This window comes from Vibrio sp. Y176 (assembly GCF_033438945.1).
The window spans coordinates 1-16,586 of the sequence record NZ_JAWOQS010000009.1; the positions used below are offsets into that span (position 1 = coordinate 1).

The window sequence follows — 16,586 nt, forward strand, 5'->3', positions numbered from 1 at the left end:
TACGGCCAAGAGCAAGAAATCAACATCAGCGCAAAAGCGGGTGACGATATCGAAGAGCTTGCGACTTACATTAACGGCCAAACTGACCTAGTGAAAGCATCAGTAGACCAAGATGGTAAACTGCAAATCTTCGCTGGCAACAACAAAGTTGAGGGCGAGGTCGAGTTTTCAGGTGGTCTATCTGGTGAACTAGGTTTGGGCGAAGGCAAAAAGGTAACGGTAGATACTATCGACGTAACCTCAGTTGGTGGCGCACAAGAATCTGTTGCCATCATCGATGCGGCACTGAAATATGTAGACAGCCACCGCGCAGAGCTAGGTGCTTTCCAGAACCGTTTCAACCACGCAATCAGCAACTTGGACAACATTAACGAGAACGTGAATGCGTCGAAGAGCCGTATCAAAGATACAGATTTCGCGAAAGAAACGACGGCAATGACCAAATCACAAATTCTATCGCAAGCGTCAAGCTCAATCCTTGCGCAAGCGAAACAAGCGCCTAACTCAGCGCTAAGTCTGCTAGGTTAATCAATTTAACAAAGCAAGAAACCAAAGCCAGGCTCATCCCTGGCTTTTTGCTTATTGGCTATAACGATTCAGATGTGTCCTGACAGTATGTTCGATAAGGCATTCATATCGATTAGATGATCTCTTTAAATTCCAATGTTTCTGCGATGGTGGCGCAGAGACACCTGAGTCAAGCAGCTGCGCAAAATGTTGAGTCACAACGCAACCTAACTTCGGGGTTTCGAATCAACTCGGCGAGCGATGATGCGGCAGGTTTACAGATATCGAATACTCTCCATGTACAAACGAGAGGGCTTGATGTCGCCTTAAGAAATGCGCACGACGCTTTTTCTGTTGCTCAAACAGCGGAGGGAGCATTGCACGAAAGCAGTGACATATTGCAACGCTTACGCTCTCTGGGGCTTCAAGCAGCAAACGGCAGTTATGACTCAAGTGATCGGCAAAGTATTCAATATGAGGTCGTAGCGCTGCAAGATGAGCTTGATCGTGTCGCGATCACGACAACATTTGCGGATAAAAACCTGTTTGATGGATCTTACGGTTCACAAAGTTTCCATATTGGCGCGAACGCTAATTCAATCTCTTTGACGTTACGTAACATGCGTAGCCATATCCCAGAGATGGGAGGGCAGCATTATGTTGGTGATGCGGTCGATAAAGATTGGCGAGTCACTAAAGATAACCAAACCCTAAAAGTCGAATACCAAGACAGTAAAGGGCAAACCCAAACGGAATCCATTGGACTCAAATTGGGTGACCGTATAGAACAGGTCGCCACTTACATCAATGCTCAACAATCGATAGTGAATGCTTCAGTAACGGAAAACAACGAACTGCAATTCTTCGCTTCTACGATGAAGGCGCCAGAGGGTGTGGTTCTCGAAGGGAGTTTAGCGGATGAGCTTGATGTGAGCGCTGGTCAATTAGTCACAATGGATGACATCGATATGTCGACGGCAGGTAAGGCGCAGCTTTCAATTGGGGTGATTGATGCAGCAATTAAGTACGTTGATTCGCACCGAAGTGAAATTGGCAGCTTTCAGAACCGTGTAAACGGCTCGATGGATAACTTAAATACTGTGAATCGGAGTGTTACAGAGTCCAAGAGTCGAATAAGAGATACAGACTTCGCAAGAGAATCTACGGAAATGGTGCGTTCTCAAGTGCTCCAAGATGCGACAACAGCATTATTGGCTCAGGCAAAGCAAAGGCCGAGTTCGGCACTTGGATTACTTAGCTGAGCGGATTTCATTGATGTAAGTCGATCAGAAACAAAATTTCAGGTAATAAAAAACGCTGCCAATGGCAGCGTTTTTTCGTGTTCGATTAAGTAAAAATTACTTAGTTACACGTAGAACTGGAGTTTCACCAACAGTTACAGAACCAGAAAGCTTGTTTAGCTCTTTGATTTCGTCCATGTTAGAGATAACAACTGGAGTTAGCGTTGACTTCGCTTTCTCTTCTAGAAGAGCTAGATCGAATTCAATTACAGTGTCGCCAGCTTTAACAGTTTGACCTTCTTCAGCGATACGCGTGAAGCCTTCGCCTTTTAGTTCAACTGTGTCGATACCGAAGTGAACGAAAAGCTCAACACCGTCGTCAGACTCGATAGAGAACGCGTGGTTAGTTTCGAAGATCTTACCGATAGTACCGTTTACAGGAGCTACCATTTTGTTGCCTGCTGGCTTGATAGCAATACCGTCACCAACGATTTTCTCAGCGAAAACAACATCTGGCACGTCTTCGATGTTTACAATCTCACCAGAAAGTGGCGCGATGATTTCGATAGCACCAGCGTCAGCGCTGTCATCAGATACAAGCTTCTTAAGTTTGTCAAACAGACCCATTGTGTCATGCTCCTAAGGTTTGGTTTTATTCTGTCGAATTATAGTATACCAATATAGCTCATTAGACGACTTTTTTCGCCGTCTAATGGCCATTAAGTATTGAATTACTTGGTACTACCGATTACTGAGCTTTCTCAGCAATAAACTTTTCTACCACGGCTTCGATTTCTTCTGCTGTCGGTAGAGAAAGGGCTTCTTCAGCCATTGCTTTCACTTCTGCGAAGTTAGAGTTACGAACTACTTTCTTCACTTTAGGGATTGAAATGCCGCTCATTGAGAACTCGTCCAGACCCATACCTAGAAGTAGAAGTGTTGCACGCTCGTCACCTGCAAGTTCACCACACATACCAGTCCATTTACCTTCTGCGTGAGAAGCGTCGATAACTTGCTTGATCACAGTAAGTACAGCTGGTGATAGTGGGTTGTATAGGTGAGAAATCATCTCGTTACCACGGTCAACCGCTAGCGTGTACTGAGTTAGGTCGTTTGTACCGATAGAGAAGAAAGACACTTCCTTCGCTAAGTGGTGTGCGATCGCAGCAGCAGCAGGAGTTTCAACCATAACACCGATTTCGATGTTTTCGTCGAACGCGTGGCCTTCAGCGCGTAGCTCTTCTTTGTACTCTTCGATCGCTTTCTTAAGCTCACGGATTTCTTCGACAGAGATGATCATTGGGAACATGATACGCAGTTTGCCGTGTGCAGAAGCACGTAGAATGCCACGTAGCTGATCACGAAGGATTTCACGACGATCTAGACTGATACGTACAGCGCGCCAGCCTAGGAATGGGTTCATCTCTTTTGGAAGATCCATGTATGGGAGATCTTTATCGCCGCCGATATCCATAGTACGGATGATCACAGCTTGACCGTTCATTGCTTCCGCAACTTCTTTGTACGCTTGGTACTGTTCTTCTTCAGTTGGTAGCGCAGTACGGTCCATAAATAGGAATTCAGTACGGTACAGACCAACACCTTCACCGCCGTTACGAAGGATACCGTCACAGTCTTTCACTGTACCGATGTTACCGCAAACTTCTACACGATGACCGTCAGTCGTTTCTGCGTGTAGGTCTTTCAGTTTCGCTAGCTCTTCTTTTTCAGCTAGGAATGCTGCTTTAACCGCTTTCGCTTCTTCTAGCTCAGCTTCTGATGGGTTAACAACAATCTTGTTGTTCATTGCGTCAAGAATCAGCATGTCGCCATTCTTAACTTTCTTCGTGATGTCGTTAGTACCAACGATAGCTGGAAGCTCAAGTGAGCGAGCCATGATTGAAGTGTGAGATGTACGACCACCAATGTCACAAGCAAAACCAAGCACGTAGTCTAGGTTAATTTGTGCAGTTTCAGATGGCGTTAGGTCGTAAGCAACAAGAATTACTTCTTCGTTGATATCGCTAAGCGAAACAATGTTGATGCCTAGTGCGTTCTTAACAAAACGAGAACCGATATCGCGGATGTCAGTTGCACGCTCTTTTAAGTATTCGTCGTCTAGAGACTCAAGAGCACATGCTTGCTCTTCGATCACTGAGTGGATAGCGTGATCAGCAGTCATCTTGTCGTTTTTGATAAGTGCTAGGATTTCCTCTTCTAGCTCTTCGTCTTCAAGAAGCATGATGTGACCTTCAAAGATCGCTTCTTTTTCTTCGCCAAACGTTTCAAGCGCTTTTTGCTTGATAGTTTCTAGCTGAGCTGCAGATTTGTTACGAGCGTCAAAGAAACGCTGAACTTCAGCTTCTACTTGATCGTCAGAAATAGTGTTTGTGTTTAGGACAATTTCATCTTCTTGAAGTAGTAGTGCTTTACCGATTGCAATACCAGGAGATGCTAGGATGCCTGAAATCATAGCCTTACCTTAAGTTTGGTCAACTTTATAAAACGGGAGAATAATGGGTGCGCTAACGAATAGTTTTAGCTTAGTTTTGAGCCTATTTCCAACGAAGCCATTTTGCTTTCACAAAATGGCTTCTGGAGTAGGAGACCGGATTAGTGTAGTTGGTCCATTAGAGCAACTAGGTGGTCAACTGCTTGCTGAGCTTGTGGGCCTTCAGCAGAAATAGTAACTTGAGTACCTTTTACTAGGCCTAGTGTTTGTAGTTTGAACAGGCTCTTAGCGCTAGCGCTTTTACCGTTAGAAGTCACAGTGATGTCTGCGTCGAATGCTTTCGCTTCTTTAACAAACTGTGCAGCTGGACGAGTGTGAAGGCCGTTTTCTGCTGTGATTTCTACTTGCTTCTCGTACATGTGATATACCCCAATAAATGTATTTTTTTGTTAGTTTGTGACCAGATTTTAGCTTAACTGCTTTACATCTTGTGCGCTAGCACGGGAAGAGTTCAAAGCGCGTCAGTTCTGATACTAGTCAAAAGTTTGGTAACTACGCAACTGTTTGCGTGCGTAATCACTTTGAAACCTTTTTGTGTTCTGCTTCTTTATTTTGAAGCTAGAAATAAAACACCCTGATATTACCAAAGGTAGGGCAGGGATCAACAAAAAAGCCCCTAAACGGGGCTTTTTTAAACTAAAAATTGATTTGAACACATATTATTGTTGGTTCTCTTTTTCGGTAAAGATACCTGCAAAGAGTGCTGTACTTAGGTAACGCTCACCGGAACTTGGCAAGACAGTTACAATTGTTTTTCCTTCAAATTCAGGTAGTTCCGCAAGTCGGTTCGCTGCAACAACCGCTGCGCCTGATGAGATACCAGCTAGGATACCTTCCTCTTCCATTAGGCGACGAGCCATCTCAATCGCTTCTTCTGAGGTAACTTGCTCAACACGGTCAATAATGTCTAAATCGAGGTTACCAGGGATAAAACCAGCACCGATACCTTGGATTTTGTGCGGAGCAGGTTGGATTTCTTCGCCAGCAAGTGCTTGTGCAATAACTGGAGACTCTGCTGGCTCAACTGCGACAGAAGTGATGGCTTTGCCTTTTTCACCTTTGATGTAACGGCTTGTACCTGTGATAGTACCGCCCGTACCGACACCAGCAACGAATACGTCGATTTCACCGTCTGTCGCTTCCCAAATCTCAGGGCCCGTAGTCTTTTCGTGGATCTCTGGGTTCGCAGGGTTGTCAAATTGTTGAAGAAGTAGGTATTTCTCAGGGTTGCTTGCTACGATTTCTTCTGCTTTAGCAATCGCCCCTTTCATGCCTTTCGCCGCTTCAGTCAGCTCAAGGTTGGCGCCCAGTGCTTTAAGTAGCTTACGGCGTTCTAGGCTCATTGATTCAGGCATGGTCAATGTTAGCTTGTAACCGCGAGCGGCCGCTACGAATGCTAGAGCAACACCTGTGTTACCACTGGTAGGTTCTACAAGCTCTACACCTGGCTTAAGAAGCCCCGCTTTCTCTGCTTCCCAAATCATGTTTGCACCGATACGGCACTTAACACTGAAGCTAGGGTTACGCGCTTCAATTTTCGCAAGAACTTTGCCGTTGCTTACTTTGTTTAGACGAACGAGAGGTGTATTACCAATAGTAAGAGAGTTATCTTCGTAGATTTTGCTCATAGTGATGTTCCTTCATTACACGTTGTGTGAATATGGATAGAAGAATATTCGGTATGAAAAAAAGGGAAAAGGATTAAAAAGTTATATCTTATTAGGTTGGCCCAGAACTTGATAAAAGAAAAGGGAAAAGCTGGCGCTGATCCCTTTCCTTAATCTCTAGTCGACTATCGTTGGTGCTTAAACTCCGCGACCCACATAGCGGTTGCACCACATATTGCTACAGGCATGACAATGAGGTTCAAAATTGGGAGCGTCGTAAACACAGACACCAATACCCCAAAGCCATAGGCCTTACCTTGCTTTTGTTTCAATTTGTAACGCATGTCGTTAAATGGGATTTTATGGTTATCAAACGGGTAGTCACAATATTGAATCGCGAGCATCCAGGCGGTAAAGATAAACCATAAAAATGGGCCTACTGTTTGTCCAAGGGCAGGGATGAGCAATAACAGGAATAGGCCTATTGCTTTAGGTAAGATGTAAAGGAGCTTTCTCCACTCACGAGCTAAAACGCGAGGAACATCTTTCAGGACGGCAGTGAAACCATCATCATTTACTTTTTGTCCCGTTAAGTACTCTTCCACTTTTTCAGCTAAGAGGCCATTGAATGGCGCGGCGATAAAGTTCGCGAGTGTGCTGAAAAAATAGGAGAAGGTAGCGAGTATTGTCAGAGCGAGTAAAGGCCAAAGAATGTAAGTTAACCAGGATAAAAACTCAGGCAGCTGCCCAATCCAGTCTTCGATCCATATATTAAGGTTTGAAAATAGATAGAAGATGGCACCACCCACAAGCAAGATATTTGCAAGTAGAGGTAAGATGACAAAGCGTCTGATTTTAGGGGCAAGTGCCAATTGTATCCCGTATAGAAAATAACCGAACCCGGTTCTCTGCTGATTGTTTTGCTTCATGTCTATTTTGGCTTCGTGTAAATGAAAACTCATTGTACCTGTGAGGACTTTTCTTTCAATGCCCTGACAAATGACGTCTTGTTAAGTGGAATCGTGGCAAGAATCACAACAAAAAACGGAACTTCTTGCATTAAGTTGTTCTAAATCTACATATAGTTTTGGTAAAGTAAACGTATCATTCAGATTTATTGCACTTGGGTTGCTGCTCAAGGAACTGCGAGTAGTAAAAACAAGTATATTGAGAGTAAATAATGCAGGAATTGCGATTCGTACTCATTGTTGTTGGCGCATTAGCCATCGCGGCATTACTGTTTCATGGTTTATGGAGCAGTAAAAAAGAAGGCAAAGCAAAGTTTGGTAACAAGCCACTTGGTAAGCTGGATGTTGACCAAGAAGACAAAAATGATCTTGTTGAGAAAGAACGAGACTTCGCTCCCGCTCCTGAAGATGACTTTGAGATCATTCGCAAAGATCGCAAAGAACCAGATTTTGGGATGGCGAGCTCTTTCGACAACAAGTTTGAATCTGACCCGTTATTCGGTGGTCCATCTGAAGTCAAACAGACGCAGCAGGAGCCGGATGACATCCCTTCATTTGTTGCAGAAAAAGATAAAGAAGAGGACGTTGAGCCTGTTGTTCAAGCAACAGTAGCTGAAGAGCCATTCCAGCCTGCTGTGGAAGAAGACGTTATTCCCGCCGCGTTTGATATTACGGAGAAAGAACAGCAAGTCGAAACGGTTAGTGAGCCTGTCGTTGCAGAGCCTAAGGAAGAGCCAAAGCCAGAACCTGAAATGCAAGTGATTGTATTGAATGTGCACTGTGCTGGTGAAGAGCCATTTGTTGGTACTGCTTTATTTGAAAGTATGCAACAAAACGGTCTAATTTATGGCGAGATGGATATTTTCCATCGTCATGTTGACTTGTCCGGTAACGGCAAAGTGCTGTTTAGCGTCGCTAATATGATGCACCCTGGTACGTTTGAGCATGCTGATCCTGCTGAGTTTACAACGAAGGGTATTTCATTCTTCATGACATTGCCTTGTTATGGCGAGGCTGAACAGAACTTCAACTTAATGCTCCGAACTGCGCAGCAAATTGCTGATGACTTAGGTGGTAACGTACTTGATGACCAGCGCAACTTAATGACGCCAGATCGTTTAGCATCTTATCGACGTCAAATAGTTGAGTTTAATGCCGCTAACGCATAATCTTAACAGCAAATAATAATAGGGCTCCGGATGGAGCCCTTTTTCTTGGATTTCCCAACCTCACCGATTGAAAATACACGGGGCTTTACTATGTCTGAATCAGTACTTCAGCGACTAGAAGAACTAAAAGAGTCGTTGCATTACCACGCTGTGCGTTACTACGTGGAAGATAACCCAGAGATCCCTGATGCCGAGTACGACCGTTTAATGCGAGAGTTACTGGATATTGAAGCTGAGAACCCTGACTTAATAACCGTAGACTCGCCAAGCCAACGTGTCGGTGGACAACCTCTCTCTGCGTTTAGCCAAGTGACACATGAAGTACCGATGCTTTCGCTTGATAACGCGTTTGATGATAGTGAACTTGATAGTTTCCACAAGCGCGCACAAGAGCGCGTGGGCAGCCAGAGTGTGAAAGAATACTGTTGTGAGCCTAAATTGGATGGACTCGCCGTAAGTTTGTTATATGAGAATGGCGTATTAGTTCAGGCGGCCACTCGAGGCGATGGTACTACGGGTGAAAACATCACAGAGAATGTGCGTACGATTAAAGCCATTCCTTTAAAACTCAGAGGTAATGACTGGCCAAATCGTCTTGAAGTTCGTGGTGAAGTCTTTATGCCGAAAGTTGGGTTTGAAAAGCTCAATGAATTAGCAAGGAAGAAAGGCGAGAAAATCTTTGTTAATCCACGTAACGCTGCGGCAGGTAGCTTACGACAATTGGATTCACGTATTACGGCTTCTCGTCCGCTTAGCTTCTATGCATACAGTGTAGGCGTGGTGCAAGGTGCAGAATTGGCAGCAAGTCATTACGAACGCTTTTTGCAAATCAAATCTTGGGGACTGCCAATGTGTCCGGAAACTAAGCGAGTTGAAAGCTTGGCGGATGTAAAAGCTTACTACCAAGATATATTGCAGCGTCGTGATGCCCTCCCTTATGAGATCGATGGTGTCGTTATTAAAATTGACGATATTGCCGTGCAAGAGCGTCTGGGTTTTGTTGCTCGCGCTCCACGTTGGGCGATTGCCTACAAATTTCCAGCTCAGGAAGAAATGACGACACTGAATGAAGTGGAGTTCCAAGTCGGTCGCACTGGTGCGATTACACCTGTTGCTAAGCTAGAGCCTGTATTTGTTGGCGGGGTAACGGTAAGTAATGCGACGCTTCATAACGCAGATGAGATAGAACGTCTGCAAGTCAAGATTGGTGATCACGTTGTGATCCGCCGTGCTGGCGATGTTATTCCGCAAGTCGTATCTGTCATCAAAGAGCGTCGACCAGAAACAGCTCGAGATATTGTTTTCCCAACTCAGTGTCCTGTTTGTGGTTCGCATGTTGAGCGGATCGAAGGAGAAGCGGTAACACGTTGTATGGGGGGCTTAGTTTGCCAAGCCCAACGCAAACAAGCGCTAAAACACTTTGTTTCTCGTAAAGCGTTAGACGTTGACGGTTTAGGCGATAAAGTGATCGAGCAGCTTGTTGATCGTGAGATGGTGAAAACTCCTGCTGACTTATTTAAGTTATCAGCGGGGATTTTAACCGTACTAGATCGCATGGGGCCAAAGTCTGCGCAGAATATTGTGAATGCGTTAGAAAAATCCAAAGAAACAACTTTACCTCGGTTTTTGTATTCACTGGGGATCCGTGAAGTTGGCGAGGCAACCGCAGCAAACTTAGCAATGCACTTTAAAACGTTGGGAGCGATCCAAAATGCTACCGAAGAGCAGTTGATTGAAGTGCAAGACATCGGTGCTGTGGTTGCTCAACATATCACGACTTTCTTTAGTGAAGAACAGAACCAAGCGGTGGTTAAAGATTTGCTTGAACAAGGAATTCATTGGCCAGAGATTAATACTACTGAGCAGGTGGGGGAATTACCATTAGAAGGTAAAACAGTAGTATTAACGGGAACACTTTCTCAACTGGGGCGTACAGAAGCCAAAGAAGCCCTCCAAGCACTGGGGGCTAAAGTGACGGGTAGTGTTTCTAAGAAAACCGATATTTTGTTTGCTGGTGAAAATGCAGGTTCGAAGCTCGCAAAGGCACAAGAACTGGGTATCGAAATTAAAACAGAACAAGACTTACTCGAACTGATGAATTAAGTCTTCTCAAAAAAGCTAAAAAATAACTAAAAGCCCCGTATGGTAAGCATGCGGGGCTTTTTCTTGTTCATAATTAAGTGTTTTTTTATTGAGTAATTGATGCCTTTGTTCTTTTCAGTGATCAAGATCGAACCTTGGGTTATTGGTTTTTTTGGCTTTTTTAGTCTGCGAGTGACTTCAAGTTGATACTTTCAAGTTAAATTTAAATGTTTGATTTTAAATGATATTTTATTGCTTTGTGTTGGTGTTGTTAAAAATAAGATCTGGATCAATAAGTTATATGGAACTTTGGAGTGGCTCATATTTTTTTAGAAAAAAAATAAGTTCCATTTGGATGTTTTTAGCTGCGAAGTTAGTCTTAATCACGTGGATACACGGTGTGTATGCAGGAACTAAAAAAAGCCAAATTAGAAATAATGAGGTTTGATCAGGAATTTACTTCTCTCCTTCGGCGGCCAACTAAAGGTGAGATAGAAAAATACAGCTATATCCATTTTTAGGAGTTTTTCCATGGACAAATTTTTTAAGGTTTCAGCGTTAACCGCAGCAATGTTTGGTGTTGTTGCTGTCGCTCCAGCTACAGCGTCTACTGAAAGTGCAGCAGGTGGCGAGTACGTAGAGAAAGTGAACGAATTTATGCAAGACTCAAGTCTGAATGCATTATTCATAGTTGATACTCGTTCACGAACTCGTACAACAGGTAAGCCCGGCGGTGAAAATGGTGACCGTTGGAGTCGTCTAAACTACTCTTCTTACAACGCAATTTTAGACTTCACTTCTGGCTACCACGATGGTTGGGTGGGCGCAGATGTTGCGGCTTACTACTCTGGCGATCTTTACAACGATAGTCTTTACAATTCAAACGAAGGCTACCTATGTAACGAAATCTCAACTTGTAACAACCTAGACTGGGGTGCAGGTGATGGTCAGCAGCTTAAAGTTTACAAAGCAGCGCTGAAATTCAAAGCAAACGAAAACTTTAATGCTCGTTTTGGTATGTTACAGGCTGGTGGTAACGGTACAATCGGTAACGTTTGGAGCTTTGTACCTGGTACTTACCGTGGTTTCGAACTGAACGCTAAACTTGGTGATTTCAACCTAAGCTACTTTGGCGCAGACCAATTTACAGCACCTTGGCTGCTTCACGAAGATGATTACGCACCAGCGCTTTGGTCTGACACCTCATGGAGCTACCTACACTCTCTAGGCCTAAACGGTAACCTAACTGACAGCTTGTTTATGCAACTTGGTTTGGGTCAAGCTACTGGCGTTCAATATGCAAATGGTGTTGACTGGGGTGCAGGTCAAGTAACTAGCTACCACAACGAAACTGACAACACTTCTTACAAGGCTTACTTGAAGTACACTGTTAGTGACCGTACAACTCTAGCATTTGATTTCTACGGTGTTGACGATGATGTGAAATACGATGGTCTAGGTTTCCACACTGGTCTATCTTTGAATCAATCTTTCGGCAAGCTAGCTTGGATGTCTGAGTTGCGCTACACAGACACAGATAACCGTGCGGACTTCGTTCCTCGTACTATTCATACATATGGTATGAACAATGGTACTTGGTCTCAGTGGTGGGACGCGCTATCTGACTGGAACAAAGCGGGTGAGCTAGCATGGTACAACCGTCTATCTTACAACCAAGGTAACGGCTGGAACTACTACCTAGGCTTTGGTTACGGTACTGGCGCTGACTCTGCAGCAAGCGGAGCATCAGGTGACTGGGATTACGAAAGCGAATACGCAGTTAACGCAACAGTATCTTACTCACTACAAAGTGGCGCGCTTAAAGGTTCTACCATTCGTTTACACGGTACAATCCTAGAACGTGATGAGTACGCAGGTGCTGGCGATGCGGATGAAACAGACTTACGTCTACAAGTTCTTATCCCTTACAGCTTCCACTAATACTTAATGGGATAATAAAAGGAGCCGCTAGGCTCCTTTTCTATTTCACTTCTCGGCCGTCATATATTTTGCAATATAACGGTGGCAACATATGTACATTACCGTTTGGCAACTCACACTTTATCTCTGGGCCTAACGTACGACCACCGGATGCACCATTAGCATTAGTGGTTAACGGAATTATGGCAAAAGATATTACTAATAGACCAGATAAAAATCTCATAATAATCACCTTAATATAAACTTTAAATATCTACGTGCTTGTATAAACCGTGACTACGCAGAAAGGCAAGGTTGAATAGGGCTCTTATATCAAACTAAGCTCTTACTTCTTTACTATTCCCATTCCCCACCTCTAAATCGACACATTTCACTTGGAATATTCGTAACGTCGCCACTTGGCATCTTACATTCGACTATAGGTCCCAAATTAGTTGTACCGCCGTTTCCGTTGTTGTAGGCAAAGGAAGAAAAAGAAAAAATACCGCACAACATTAAAAAGAGAAGCTTATTCATAGTACATCCTCTTACTTACCAAATAAAAAGCACTCAACTTAAATGCTTATGCGTTAAGTATGTATCCGAGGATAAAAAGATCAAAAAATAATTCAATAAAGTTTTATTTTTTAAAATAAAATTAGATCGATAATTTACCTAGATATATTTCTATCTTATTGATTGTCGTGTGTTGAATAATTAAATAATAGGAAATGGTAGGTAGGGTATTAATAATATTACTAATACTTATTTTTTTCTCGATTTTAATTAAGGTAATGAAATGAAAGCAGTTGTTTAGATTAAAGTAATGGAGCATGATTTGCCCCATTACTTTGGCATAAATTAATTAGAATCAGGCTCAATGATTAAAATAATACCTTCAACATCGGTGATTCTTACGCGGGTACCGGCTGGAAGTGCTTGATCCGATTGTGCGGACCATGTGGTATCGGCTACCTTGATGCGATTGAGCCCGACGGAAAAGTCTTCTTCAAGGATAAGAGTACGCCCAATTAACTGCTTGTACTTTTGGTTCAGATCTCTTTCTTGGTCTTCTTGCTTGTCTTTAGACCATTGTCGTCGCCACCAAAGCCAGGTGGTGATTAAGCTGAAGCTTGCAAAGCAAAGCCATTGTAATTGCCAGCTCATTGGCAAAACGGTCATGATTGCTCCAACGATAAGTGCAGACACCCCGAGCCAGAGAAAATACCCTGCGGTACCAAGTAGCTCAACTGCTAAAAGAGCAAAGCCAAACGCTAGCCAATGCCAGAAAGAGATACCTTCCAGCAAACTAAAAAAGTCCATAAATTATTCTTTACCTTGCTGTTTAAACATTTCTGCTATCCCTGCAACCGAGCCCATTAGTCCGGTTGCTTCTAATGGAAGCATAATGATTTTACCATTTTCGGCTTGACCAATGCTCTTGATCGCTTCGGTATAACCCTGTGCAATGAAGTAATTGACGGCTTGCATGTCACCTTTTGCAATGGCTTCGGAAACCATGTAAGTCGCTTTTGCTTCTGCTTGCGCGGCACGCTCACGTGCTTCTGCATGGAGAATAGCAGACTGCTTTTCGCCTTCAGCTTTTAATATCTCTGATTGTTTATGACCTTCGGCCTTTAATATCTCAGCTTGGCGAACCCCTTCTGCTTCAAGAATTTCCGCACGCTTATTACGCTCGGCTTTCATTTGCGCATTCATTGCAGCGGTCAGATCGGCTGGTGGCTGGACATCTTTAATCTCAATTCGTGTGACTTTTACGCCCCAAGGGTTTGTTGCTTGGTCAACAATTGCCAGCAGCTTGGAGTTGATCATGTCACGCTGACTCAGCATTTCGTCCAACTCCATTGAGCCTAAAACGGTACGGATATTGGTGAGAGTTAAATTTCTGATGGCATGTTCCAAATCGTTGACTTCATAAGCCGCTTTGGCAGCATCGATCACTTGAACAAATCCGACAGCGTCAATAACCACGTTAGCGTTATCTTTTGAAATGACCTCTTGCGCAGGAATATCGAGAACGCGCTCCATCATATTTACTTTTTGACCAACTTTATCAACGAATGGAATGATCAAGTTTAAACCCGGCTTTAATGTGTGGGTGTAGCGTCCGAAGCGTTCAACTGTCCAGTTGTTTCCTTGCGGAACCGTTTTAATGGCTGAAGATAAGATAACGACAGCAAGAACGACGAAAATACCGATGGTGATCAGTGAATCAATTGGCATGAGTTATTCCCTTAAGTGCATAATATTCGATCCATTTTTACCTATTTATAGACAATAGACAATTGAAGTTCCGAGACCTTTGAGAGGTTATTGGTTTTTTATATGACAAAGGCCGGAAATCCCGGCCTTTGTTGTCTTATTCCTAGAAGAATGCGGCGCTTAGTACAAAATTGAGTAAAGCTGGCGACGATATCTGCTTGCTAATGCGTTACCTTGACCTAGCGCACTGAGAATATCCATAAAAGTCTTCTTCACGTCACCGTCTTGGGCGCCCAAGTCTTTTTTAAGAATATTCCACAGCAGTTCCAACGCTTCTTCATCCCGACCAACTTGGTTGTATTGTACCGCCAATTCACAAGCGAGTTCGAAGTTTGCCATGTCTGCTGCGTATGCTTGTTCTAGTCGCTGTAACTCAGGGCTATCTGCAGCCTGCAAATGCAGCTCGAGCTTGGCTATTAGGCTCTTGTAGTAGTTATCTTGATACTCGAGAGGGATAGCGTTCAGTAGTTCTTGGGCAATATCAAATTGTTTGGTTTCTAGCAAACAATCAGCCATCGCGAGTTTCACATCACCACGCTCTTGCAGCTCTGGCGGCAAAGTGTGGATGATGCTCAAAGCCTGAGCATGCTCGCCTTGCTGAAGAAGTTCACTGATTTGCTTTAATAGTTGTTCATCTGGGCTTGGCAAATGCTTTTGTAGCATGGTAGCAATGGCATCAATTGGCTGGGGCCCTCCCAGACCATCGACGGCTTGACCATTTATAAACAGCGCGATAGTTGGCAATACTTGCACGCCAAATTGAGACGCTAAAGCGGGCTGATCTTCACAATTTAGTAGAGCAAGCGTAAATGCACCGTTGTACTGTTGAGCAAGAGATTGCAACTCAGGGAGTATCTGTGCGCTTTCTGGCTGAGCGTTGGCCCAAAAGTGGATCAAAACGGGCGTGTTCATTGATCCTTCAAGCGTTTCGCGAAAGTTCTGTTCTGTTATCTCAACGATAAATGGGGATTGCATCAGAGTATCCTTGCCTTGTGTCTGTCGTTGATATTAGATATGGAGTTGATTTAGGTGAAATTCAAGCGACATTCACCATCAATAATGAATCATTCTATTTTGAGAAAACGTGAGGTAATAGAGTGAGGTTATTGCTGCTCAGGTGTTAGATAAAAAGAAAACGCTGCCGAAGCAGCGCAATTCTAATGCTATTTGTTAGTTAGTGCGGTATCAAAATAGGATGAACATGGTCAACACTACACCCACACTAAGCCAGTTAAGCTGATTTAATGTCATTGTTGCCTCGCAGTAGTATAAACATTGCTACAAAACGTAATGGGTGGCGATACCAAATCTAAGCAACTCAATCACTTTGGGCGAAAGAATCCCCGCTGAATTGCGTAGAAATTGATTCGTTTAGTTGAGGTTTTTTTAACCTACATGTTCATAATGACATCACATTGTTACGGTGAAATTACATTTCGACAAAACTTTTTTATGCAGCCTGTCGCAAAATTTTATCAAGTACACGGGTTGGTAATAGTCTTTTCAAGACTGCGAATAATTTAGTCGGTGTAGTAATTCGATAACGAATTTTCGGTGAAACGCTAGTTAATGCATGAAGAACTGGTGCGATGCAAGACTCTGCAGGCAAAACAAATCGATTATTAGACTTGTCGTTGTTGAGTCGCTCTCTTTGTCCTTCATAAGCATGACGATGGGGGCTAGATTCAATATCAACCCACTTCTCAAAGGCTCGTAATGCATTGTTTCTAAATTGAGTTTCGATCGGTCCTGGTTCTATCAATGCTACTTTGATATTCGTATCCGCAAGCTCTAGCCTGAGCGTATCTGTCCAGCCTTCTAAGGCAAATTTTGATGCATTATAGGCGCCACGGTATTTCATTGCGGCAAAACCAAGAACAGAGCTGTTTTGTATGATGCGTCCTTCGCCTTGCTGGCGCATATGAGGAAGCACTTCTCTGACCAACTGGTGCCAACCAAAAAAGTTGGTCTGAAATTGATCTTGAAGAGCCCCGGTGGGTAAGTCTTCCAGTGCTCCGGGCTGACCATAGGCACCATTATTGAACACTGCGTAAAGCTTACCTTCTGCTAACTCTAGCGCTTGCTTCACGCCCGAAGAAATGCTTTCTGGGCTATTTAGGTCTAGATTGATGCAGGTTAGCCCTTCATTAATTAGGCGCTGGACATCTTGTTCTTTCCTACAAGATGCAATGACATTAAATCCCTTGTTTTGTAGGGCGTGAGCGCACACGTAACCGATGCCAGTTGAACAACCCGTAATAAGAATCGACTTTTTCATAATTTAAGACTCAGAAACC

Annotated in this window: 14 protein-coding genes; 5 read left to right on the forward strand and 9 right to left on the reverse strand. The window is 43.6% G+C overall.

The window, feature by feature from the left end; all coding sequences use genetic code 11:
• The coding region (locus tag R7O13_RS19070) for a flagellin (protein WP_206946719.1) at positions 1 to 528 on the forward strand (528 nt) is incomplete at its 5' end.
• A gap of 116 nt (positions 529 to 644) precedes the next feature.
• Complete coding sequence (locus tag R7O13_RS19075) at positions 645 to 1,769, forward strand: flagellin (RefSeq protein WP_171344854.1); 1,125 nt, start codon at positions 645 to 647, stop codon at positions 1,767 to 1,769.
• A 96-nt stretch (positions 1,770 to 1,865) separates the two neighbouring features.
• Here R7O13_RS19075 and crr read toward each other — a convergent pair whose 3' ends face one another.
• The 5 genes from crr to cysZ all read right to left on the reverse strand — a co-directional run bounded on the left by crr (position 1,866) and on the right by cysZ (position 6,796).
• Positions 1,866 to 2,375, reverse strand: a complete 510-nt coding sequence (crr, locus tag R7O13_RS19080; protein ID WP_005382041.1) for a PTS glucose transporter subunit IIA — start codon at positions 2,373 to 2,375, stop codon at positions 1,866 to 1,868.
• Between the two features lie 121 nt (positions 2,376 to 2,496).
• On the reverse strand, positions 2,497 to 4,221 hold the full coding sequence (gene ptsI, locus R7O13_RS19085) for a phosphoenolpyruvate-protein phosphotransferase PtsI (RefSeq protein ID WP_005389298.1): 1,725 nt from the start codon (positions 4,219 to 4,221) through the stop codon (positions 2,497 to 2,499).
• A 140-nt stretch (positions 4,222 to 4,361) separates the two neighbouring features.
• Positions 4,362 to 4,619, reverse strand: coding sequence for an HPr family phosphocarrier protein (locus R7O13_RS19090; protein WP_005382043.1), 258 nt, complete (start codon positions 4,617 to 4,619; stop codon positions 4,362 to 4,364).
• Positions 4,620 to 4,919: 300 nt separating this feature from the next.
• The gene (gene cysK / locus R7O13_RS19095; RefSeq protein ID WP_047009545.1) at positions 4,920 to 5,888 is read right to left on the reverse strand and encodes a cysteine synthase A; all 969 of its coding nucleotides are present in this window, start codon (positions 5,886 to 5,888) and stop codon (positions 4,920 to 4,922) included.
• A 164-nt stretch (positions 5,889 to 6,052) separates the two neighbouring features.
• Entirely contained in the window at positions 6,053 to 6,796 is a 744-nt protein-coding gene (gene cysZ / locus R7O13_RS19100) for a sulfate transporter CysZ (protein ID WP_318304533.1), read from the reverse strand.
• A gap of 251 nt (positions 6,797 to 7,047) precedes the next feature.
• On the opposite strand from cysZ, the gene zipA reads away from it, so the two are divergent.
• The 3 genes from zipA to R7O13_RS19115 all read left to right on the forward strand — a co-directional run bounded on the left by zipA (position 7,048) and on the right by R7O13_RS19115 (position 12,027).
• On the forward strand, positions 7,048 to 8,004 hold the full coding sequence (zipA, locus tag R7O13_RS19105) for a cell division protein ZipA (RefSeq protein ID WP_042523140.1): 957 nt from the start codon (positions 7,048 to 7,050) through the stop codon (positions 8,002 to 8,004).
• Between the two features lie 90 nt (positions 8,005 to 8,094).
• A complete protein-coding gene (ligA, locus tag R7O13_RS19110; protein WP_017634827.1) occupies positions 8,095 to 10,107 on the forward strand; it encodes an NAD-dependent DNA ligase LigA in 2,013 nt (670 codons plus the stop codon).
• A 510-nt stretch (positions 10,108 to 10,617) separates the two neighbouring features.
• A complete protein-coding gene (locus tag R7O13_RS19115; RefSeq protein WP_005382055.1) occupies positions 10,618 to 12,027 on the forward strand; it encodes a hypothetical protein in 1,410 nt (469 codons plus the stop codon).
• 840 nt (positions 12,028 to 12,867) lie between these two features.
• Here the strand turns inward: R7O13_RS19115 and R7O13_RS19120 are convergent.
• The 4 genes from R7O13_RS19120 to R7O13_RS19135 all read right to left on the reverse strand — a co-directional run bounded on the left by R7O13_RS19120 (position 12,868) and on the right by R7O13_RS19135 (position 16,567).
• Positions 12,868 to 13,329, reverse strand: a complete 462-nt coding sequence (locus tag R7O13_RS19120; protein WP_047102904.1) for an NfeD family protein — start codon at positions 13,327 to 13,329, stop codon at positions 12,868 to 12,870.
• Between the two features lie 3 nt (positions 13,330 to 13,332).
• Positions 13,333 to 14,250, reverse strand: a complete 918-nt coding sequence (locus R7O13_RS19125; protein WP_047102903.1) for an SPFH domain-containing protein — start codon at positions 14,248 to 14,250, stop codon at positions 13,333 to 13,335.
• 159 nt (positions 14,251 to 14,409) lie between these two features.
• The gene (locus R7O13_RS19130; RefSeq protein WP_318304484.1) at positions 14,410 to 15,264 is read right to left on the reverse strand and encodes a co-chaperone YbbN; all 855 of its coding nucleotides are present in this window, start codon (positions 15,262 to 15,264) and stop codon (positions 14,410 to 14,412) included.
• A 475-nt stretch (positions 15,265 to 15,739) separates the two neighbouring features.
• The gene (locus tag R7O13_RS19135) at positions 15,740 to 16,567 is read right to left on the reverse strand and encodes an SDR family oxidoreductase (RefSeq protein WP_213967005.1); all 828 of its coding nucleotides are present in this window, start codon (positions 16,565 to 16,567) and stop codon (positions 15,740 to 15,742) included.
• Positions 16,568 to 16,586: the final 19 nt, after the last annotated feature.

Coding starts and splice junctions, on each gene's coding strand:
- R7O13_RS19075 (WP_171344854.1), top strand. CDS start 645: ATGATCTCTTTAAATTCCAATGTTTCTGCGATGGTGGCGCAGAGACAC.
- crr (WP_005382041.1), bottom strand. CDS start 2,375: ATGGGTCTGTTTGACAAACTTAAGAAGCTTGTATCTGATGACAGCGCT.
- ptsI (WP_005389298.1), bottom strand. CDS start 4,221: ATGATTTCAGGCATCCTAGCATCTCCTGGTATTGCAATCGGTAAAGCA.
- R7O13_RS19090 (WP_005382043.1), bottom strand. CDS start 4,619: ATGTACGAGAAGCAAGTAGAAATCACAGCAGAAAACGGCCTTCACACT.
- cysK (WP_047009545.1), bottom strand. CDS start 5,888: ATGAGCAAAATCTACGAAGATAACTCTCTTACTATTGGTAATACACCT.
- cysZ (WP_318304533.1), bottom strand. CDS start 6,796: ATGAAGCAAAACAATCAGCAGAGAACCGGGTTCGGTTATTTTCTATAC.
- zipA (WP_042523140.1), top strand. CDS start 7,048: ATGCAGGAATTGCGATTCGTACTCATTGTTGTTGGCGCATTAGCCATC.
- ligA (WP_017634827.1), top strand. CDS start 8,095: ATGTCTGAATCAGTACTTCAGCGACTAGAAGAACTAAAAGAGTCGTTG.
- R7O13_RS19115 (WP_005382055.1), top strand. CDS start 10,618: ATGGACAAATTTTTTAAGGTTTCAGCGTTAACCGCAGCAATGTTTGGT.
- R7O13_RS19120 (WP_047102904.1), bottom strand. CDS start 13,329: ATGGACTTTTTTAGTTTGCTGGAAGGTATCTCTTTCTGGCATTGGCTA.
- R7O13_RS19125 (WP_047102903.1), bottom strand. CDS start 14,250: ATGCCAATTGATTCACTGATCACCATCGGTATTTTCGTCGTTCTTGCT.
- R7O13_RS19130 (WP_318304484.1), bottom strand. CDS start 15,264: ATGCAATCCCCATTTATCGTTGAGATAACAGAACAGAACTTTCGCGAA.
- R7O13_RS19135 (WP_213967005.1), bottom strand. CDS start 16,567: ATGAAAAAGTCGATTCTTATTACGGGTTGTTCAACTGGCATCGGTTAC.